Source organism: Mesorhizobium sp. M5C.F.Ca.IN.020.29.1.1 (assembly GCF_003997375.1).
Classification (GTDB): domain Bacteria; phylum Pseudomonadota; class Alphaproteobacteria; order Rhizobiales; family Rhizobiaceae; genus Mesorhizobium; species Mesorhizobium wenxiniae.
In genome coordinates this window covers 1-6,191 of sequence record NZ_RZSW01000385.1, presented here as the reverse complement: position 1 = coordinate 6,191, position 6,191 = coordinate 1, and the positions used below count along the sequence as shown (strand labels likewise).

The 6,191-nt window shown below is 64.5% G+C and carries 7 protein-coding genes and 1 pseudogene; 2 read left to right on the top strand and 6 right to left on the bottom strand.

Translation table 11 applies throughout. The features are described from left to right. Nucleotides 1-77 precede the first annotated feature (77 nt). The gene (locus EOA85_RS24850) at nucleotides 78-1,037 is read right to left on the bottom strand and encodes a TAXI family TRAP transporter solute-binding subunit (RefSeq protein ID WP_095517655.1); all 960 of its coding nucleotides are present in this window, start codon (nucleotides 1,035-1,037) and stop codon (nucleotides 78-80) included. Nucleotides 1,038-1,278: 241 nt separating this feature from the next. Between EOA85_RS24850 and EOA85_RS24845 the strand changes: the two genes are divergently transcribed. Continuing rightward, nucleotides 1,279-1,647, top strand: a complete 369-nt coding sequence (locus tag EOA85_RS24845) for a YciI family protein (RefSeq protein ID WP_029347934.1) — start codon at nucleotides 1,279-1,281, stop codon at nucleotides 1,645-1,647. A gap of 7 nt (nucleotides 1,648-1,654) precedes the next feature. Continuing rightward, nucleotides 1,655-2,911 (top strand): RNA polymerase sigma factor, encoded by a 1,257-nt coding sequence (locus EOA85_RS24840; protein WP_127211531.1) that lies wholly within the window; start codon nucleotides 1,655-1,657, stop codon nucleotides 2,909-2,911. 15 nt (nucleotides 2,912-2,926) lie between these two features. On the opposite strand, the gene EOA85_RS24835 is transcribed toward EOA85_RS24840, so the two are convergent. From EOA85_RS24835 to hrcA, 5 genes and pseudogenes are all read right to left on the bottom strand, one after another. Continuing rightward, nucleotides 2,927-3,553, bottom strand: a complete 627-nt coding sequence (locus EOA85_RS24835) for a glutathione S-transferase family protein (RefSeq protein WP_127211530.1) — start codon at nucleotides 3,551-3,553, stop codon at nucleotides 2,927-2,929. 208 nt (nucleotides 3,554-3,761) lie between these two features. Next, the gene (cysK, locus tag EOA85_RS24830) at nucleotides 3,762-4,742 is read right to left on the bottom strand and encodes a cysteine synthase A (protein ID WP_095517658.1); all 981 of its coding nucleotides are present in this window, start codon (nucleotides 4,740-4,742) and stop codon (nucleotides 3,762-3,764) included. A 173-nt stretch (nucleotides 4,743-4,915) separates the two neighbouring features. Next, on the bottom strand, nucleotides 4,916-5,533 hold the full coding sequence (locus EOA85_RS24825) for a LysE family translocator (protein ID WP_127211529.1): 618 nt from the start codon (nucleotides 5,531-5,533) through the stop codon (nucleotides 4,916-4,918). 204 nt (nucleotides 5,534-5,737) lie between these two features. Beyond that, on the bottom strand, nucleotides 5,738-5,935 hold the full coding sequence (locus tag EOA85_RS24820) for a hypothetical protein (RefSeq protein WP_029347942.1): 198 nt from the start codon (nucleotides 5,933-5,935) through the stop codon (nucleotides 5,738-5,740). A gap of 80 nt (nucleotides 5,936-6,015) precedes the next feature. Beyond that, nucleotides 6,016-6,191 (bottom strand): annotated as a pseudogene (gene hrcA / locus EOA85_RS24815) (heat-inducible transcriptional repressor HrcA); the annotation flags it as partial.

Below are 6,191 nucleotides of genomic sequence, written 5' to 3'. Positions count from 1 at the left end.
CTGAAAAGACGGAGTGCGTCACCGAGGACCCCTCCCGGCCCTGCGGGCCACCCTCCCCTCGAGGGGGAGGGAGTGCCCTACTTCACCAGCCCCTTTTCCTTGTAGTACCGCTCGGCGCCGGGATGCAGCGGCACCGGCATGCCGTCGAGCGCCTTGGTCATGTCGATCGCCTTGGCGGCGGCGTGGGCGGCGGCGAGCTGGTCGAGATTTTCGAACAGCAGCTTGGTCATCTGATAGGCGGTCTCGTCGGAGACGTCGGCATGGGTGATGAGGAAATTACCGACGGCGGCGGTCGCGACATCCTCGGTCTGGCCTTCATAGGTGCCCTTGGGAATGGCTACCGAAAGATAGGGCGAGCCGATCTTGGCGACGTCCTCCGCCGGTACTGCAACGACGTTGATCGGCACCGAGGTGGCGAGGTCGCGGATCGATGCGACGCCGAGGCCGGCCGATTGCAGCGTGGCGTCGAGCTGGCGGTTCTTGATGAGCTCGACCGATTCGGCGAAGGGCAGATACTCGACCCGTCCAAGGTCTTCGTATTTCAGCCCGGCGGCCGCGAAGATGGCGCGGGCGTTGAGCTCGGTGCCGGAGGCCGGCGCGCCGACAGACAGGCTCTTGCCCTTGAGGTCGGCAAGCGTCTTGATGCCGGATTCCTTGCTGGCAACGATCTGGATGTAGTTGGGATAGATGGCGGCGATGCCGCGCAGCTTGTCGAGCTTGCCCGGGTAGCCGGCTTCGGTATTGCCCTCGGCGGCCAGTTTGACGGCATCGCCGAGCGCGAAGGCGATCTCGCCTTTGCCCTGCTGCAGCAGGTTGAGATTCTCGACCGAAGCTTTCGTCGCCTGCACCTGGGTGCGGGCGCCTTCGATGCCCTTCCCGTAGATTTCCGACAGCGCGACACCGAGCGGATAATAGACGCCCGAGGTGCCGCCGGTCAGCACGTTGATGAATTCCTGCGCCTTGGCCGAAACCGCGCCAATACCCAGCGACAGCGCCAGCGCGCCGGCGGCAACAAACTTCGTCCTGAAATTGAGCATGTGATTTCCTCCCTGAAATATTTGCCACGGCACGACCCGAGGCGAGTTTAGACAGCGGGCGGGAAATGCCAACCCGCAATTGCACCGATTAGACCAACGGTCGATGCCGCTGGACATGCAGGCTTGCGCGAGATGCCATCCGGGCCGAAAGATTTTTGCAGCGCCTGTCGAATTCGGGCGAGGACGCGCGACATTGGTTCGGCCGGCAACGACGCGGCCTTCGAAACCACGGGAGAAGACCATGCGATACATGCTTTTGATCTACGGAAACGAAGCCGCAATGGCGAATGCGCCACGCGAGAGCACCGAGCAGACCCTCGCGGCCTATGGCGCTTATACCGAAGCGTTGAAGAAATCAGGCGTATGGCTGGCCGGCGACCGGCTGAGACCGACCCAGGCGGCCACCTCTGTACGGATGGCTAACGGCAAGACCAACGTGCTCGACGGCCCGTATGCCGATACCAAGGAGCAACTTGCCGGCTTCTACATGATCGAGGCGGCGGACATCGACACGGCCATCGAATGGGCTGCGCGCTGTCCAGCAGCCAGCACTGGCACGGTCGAGGTGCGACCGATCTGGGAAATGACGGAGTACTTATCTGAGAAATGACCATGTGATGGACAGTCGTCCGGAGATCGCACGGGCGGCGGCGGATGCAGCCGCCCGCCAAAGCTACGGCAAGCTGGTCGCCTATCTGGCCGCGCGCATCCGCGATGTGGCCGGCGCCGAGGACGCGCTGGCCGACGCCTTTGCGGCGGCGCTCGAACGCTGGCCGCAAACCGGCGTGCCTGAGAAGCCGGAAGCCTGGCTGCTGGCGGTGGCACGAAAACGTAGCGTCGACGCGATCCGGCGGCGGCTGACCAGCGAGGCGGGCCGCGACCATCTCAGGTTGATCGCTGAGGAGATCGAGGCCCGCATGGCCGATGAAGACCTGCCCGACGACCGGCTGCGGCTGATGTTTGCCTGCGCCCATCCGGCGATCGAGGCCGGCGTGCGCGCGCCGCTGATTCTGCAAGCCATTCTGGGCTTCGACGCCGCGACGATCGCCTCTGCATTCCTGGTGTCGCCGGCAACGATGGGCCAGCGCCTGGTGCGCGCCAAAAACCGCATCCGCGAGACCGGCATTCCGTTCCGTGTGCCGGAGCGGGCCGAGCTCGGCGAGCGGCTGGATGCGGTGCTGGAAGCGATCTACGCCGCGTTCGCCGAAGGCTGGTCCGACCCGGCCGGCACCGAAACCCGGCGGCGCAATCTCGCGACCGAAGGCATCTGGCTCGGCCGGCTGGTGGCGTCGTTGATGCCGGATGAGCCGGAAGCGCTCGGCCTGCTGGCGCTGATGCTGTTTGCCGAGGCGCGGCGTGCGGCGCGGCGCAACGCCGCCGGAGACTATGTGCCATTGGCCGAGCAGGAGCTTGCGCTGTGGGACGGCGCCTTGATCGACGAAGCGGAGACGCTGCTCAGGCGCGCCGCGGCCAAGGGCGTTGTCGGTCGCTACCAGCTCGAGGCGGCCGTGCAATCCGCCCATACGACCCGGCGGCTGACCGGCCGGACCGACTGGATTGCGATCAAACATCTCTACGACGCGCTGTCGATGGTTGCCGGCTCGCCGGTGATTTCGATCAACCGCGCGGTGGCCATTGCCGAGGCCGACGGCGCCGCGGCGGGATTGAGTGCACTTGATGAGCTTGGCGACGACAAACGGCTGCATGATTATCAGCCTTATTGGGCCGCGCGCGCGGGCCTTCTGGCCAGGATCGACAAAACCCGGGAAGCGGCCGCAGCCTATGACCGGGCGATCGGCCTCGAACGCGACCCGGCTGTGCGCCGGTTCCTGCAGGAACGACGGGCGGGGCTCGGCCGCGCGGAAGCAGACTGAGACAAGGCGATCGGTTCAGGCCGGCCACATGGCGTGGGAGGCGTTCAGCTTCCTCATCACCTGGTGCTCCCGCAATTTGGCCCACAGGCGTTCGATGTTCGGCCAGGCGGTGCGGACTTTTCCGACCTCGGGATGCCAGGCCACCAGCATGACGAGATAGATGTCGGCCAGCGAGAGCTGGTCACCGACCAGCCAGTCGCGGCCTTCGAGGGCAGCATCGAGAATGGCCAAGCCGCGATCCAATTCCGAGATCGCCGCCTGCTTGACTGCGTCCACGCCGCCGGGATCGGCTGTGTAGCGATGAGCATAGAAGAACCGCAGGTCACCCTGATAGATGACCGACGACATGAACGTCATCCAGCGCAGGAAGTCGGCGCGGTCAGGCGAGTTCGCTGCCGGCGCCAAGTTCGCTTCCGGGTGGCGCTCGGCAAACAGGATGCAGATCGCCGCCGATTCGGTCATCGAACTTCCGTCCGGCAAGATCAGGACTGGCACCTGGTTCAAGGGGCTGATGTCGAGGAAGGCCTGGTCGGGCGGGTTCGACTTCGGAACATCGATCTGGTCGAAAGGCGCACCCGCCAGTATCAGCGCCGCCTCGACGACAACGCCGCCGGTATTGGCACGGGTATAGAGCTTGTACATGAAATCCTCCGCCAGCCGGTGCAAGGCCGGCGACGATCTGAACCGGAAGCGCCGCTCCACTCAAGCGAGCCACGGCCGCCACAGTTGTTTTTTCAGCGGTCCAGCGCTGCCATCTGGGTCCTCGGCGCGCGGCTGAGCCTGTCGCTCCTTAGGTGGACTAGCGCAACTTTCGAGATTAGCTGAAGCCCACCTACCTCCGTCGAGGGACCTAAGCCCCCAGCCCTTCGAACAGGATTGTCGACAGATAGCGCTCGGCGAAGGACGGGACGACCACCACGAGGTTCTTGCCATTGTTCTCCGGCCGCGAGCCGACGACGATCGCCGCCTGCAGGGCAGCGCCCGACGAGATGCCGACCGGCACGCCTTCGAGGCGCGCGACGAGCCGCGCATTGGCGACCGAATCCTCGTTGGAGACCTTGACGATCTCGTCGTAGATCGTCGTGTCGAGTATCTTCGGCGCGAAGCCGGCGCCGATGCCCTGGATCTTGTGCGGACCGGGCTGGCCGCCCGACAGCACCGGCGAGGCTTCCGGCTCGACGGCGACGACATGCACGGAGGGCTTGCGCTGCTTCAGCACCTGGCCGACGCCGGTGATGGTACCACCGGTGCCGATGCCGGCCACGAAGATGTCAACCTCGCCATGGGTGTCGTTCCAGATTTCCTCGGCCGTGGTGCGGCGGTGGATCTCCGGGTTGGCCGGATTTTCGAACTGCTGCGGAATAATGGCGTCGGGCAGCGTCGCGGCCAGCTCGTCGGCCTTGGCGATGGCGCCCTTCATGCCTTTCGGCCCTTCGGTTAGCACCAGTTCGGCGCCGAGCAGAGCCAGCATCTTGCGGCGCTCGACCGACATGGTTTCCGGCATCGTCAGGATCAGTTTGTAGCCCTTGGCGGCAGCGGCAAAGGCGAGCGCGATGCCGGTGTTGCCCGAAGTCGGCTCGATCAACGTCGTCCTGCCGGGTGCAATCCTGCCCGATGCCTCCAGCGCCTCGATCATCGAGACGCCGATGCGGTCCTTGACCGAGGCGATCGGGTTGAAGAATTCGAGCTTGGCCAGCAGATTGGCAACGACGCCCTTTTCATTGGCGAATTTGTCGAGCCGTACCAGCGGCGTGTCGCCGATCGTCTCGGTGATCGAATTGTAGATGCGGCCGCGGCCCGGCGCGTGCTCGGTGGTGGCGGGCTTGTTCATTGGTTTCGCTCCCAAGAGTTAGGCGGGCAAGAGTCAGATGGGCATAAGTCTCGACAAGGCAGGATAAAGCCTTCGGCCGCGCAAGATAGTCTGCCGTTTGAAAATATCCGACTGGAACGCATTCTGAAAACACCCTCGCCCGGGAAAAGCATTCAGGCGTGGCCAAAACTGGCCTATTGCCGGGCGGCGATCGCAGCCGCCGCCCCGACCATGAAGGCGGCGGCGGTGCGGTTCAGCGCCCTCAGCGCGCGCGGCGACTTCAGAAGCCCGCGCGCCTTGGCCGCCAGCGCCAGATAGGGCACCAGCACCACCAGCAACACGACGAGCGTCAGCGCGACGAGGATGCCGTAGTCGGCGAGCGTAATGGTCTTCAGATCGATGATGGTCGGCGTGATGGCGAGATAGAAGATCATCGTCTTCGGATTGCCGAGCGTGACGGCGAGGCCGGCAATAAAGCTCGACACCAGCCCGCCCCTGCCTTTCTTCGCCGCCACCGTTTCGGGCGCGATGCCGCTCGTCCAAAAGCGCCAGCCCAGGAAAGCGAGATAGGCGACGCCCAGCCATTTGATCGCCAGGAAGGCCATGCCGAAGGTCTGCGCGACGAGCGCGAGGCCGAGCACCACGGCGGTGAGGTAGGTGAGATCGCCGAGCATCAGCCCGAAGGACATGGCGAGCGCCGAGCGAAAGCCGGACCCAAGCGCACGCGCAATAAGCGCGGTGAGCCCCGGGCCGGGGATGGCAGCGGCGATGCCGAGGGCCGCGCTATAAGCGAGGAATCCGGTGAGGGTCATGGTTTCGGCCTTAGCGCATGACCCCAAAAAACGGGATCGACCTTTTAGACTGAGCCTTTTAAGACTGGGGCCTTGTCGCACAAAGGTGGGCAGGCGTGTACTCCCTGAGGGACGGTTTCGATTGCACCAGCGCCGCTGGCCAGGCGAACGCGCCGATCAAGACGGGCTTTGCCGTAAGTGACGCGCCAGCATCGTTTTTCGGGCTCAGTTTCCGGCTGCGTAGAAATCGTCGTCGAGGCGCTTTTCCAGCGCGACGAGATCGGCCGGCAGCGGCAGGCCCATGGCGCGCATCTCCCTCAGCTTTTCGCGCAGTTGTTCCTGCACTTCATGCTGATCCTCGGGCTGGTTGATCATCTGCTCGAGCAATAGGCTGATCTGGGCTTTGAATGATTCCAGCGCCATTTTTTTCTCCTTGAGGTCCCCGAAAGCGTGTCGCGTTTGAAGGGATTCGTGCGACGCGCTTTGGTTTTGGGCGACATGTATTACCGCAGCATGCGCGAAATAAGCTGCGCGGTATAGTCGACCATCGGCACGATGCGTGCGTAGTTCAGCCGGGTCGGGCCGATGACGCCGAGCGCGCCGATGACGCGGGCGTCCTTGTCGCGATAGGGCGCCACGACCAGCGACGAGCCCGACAGCGAAAACAGCTTGTTTTCCG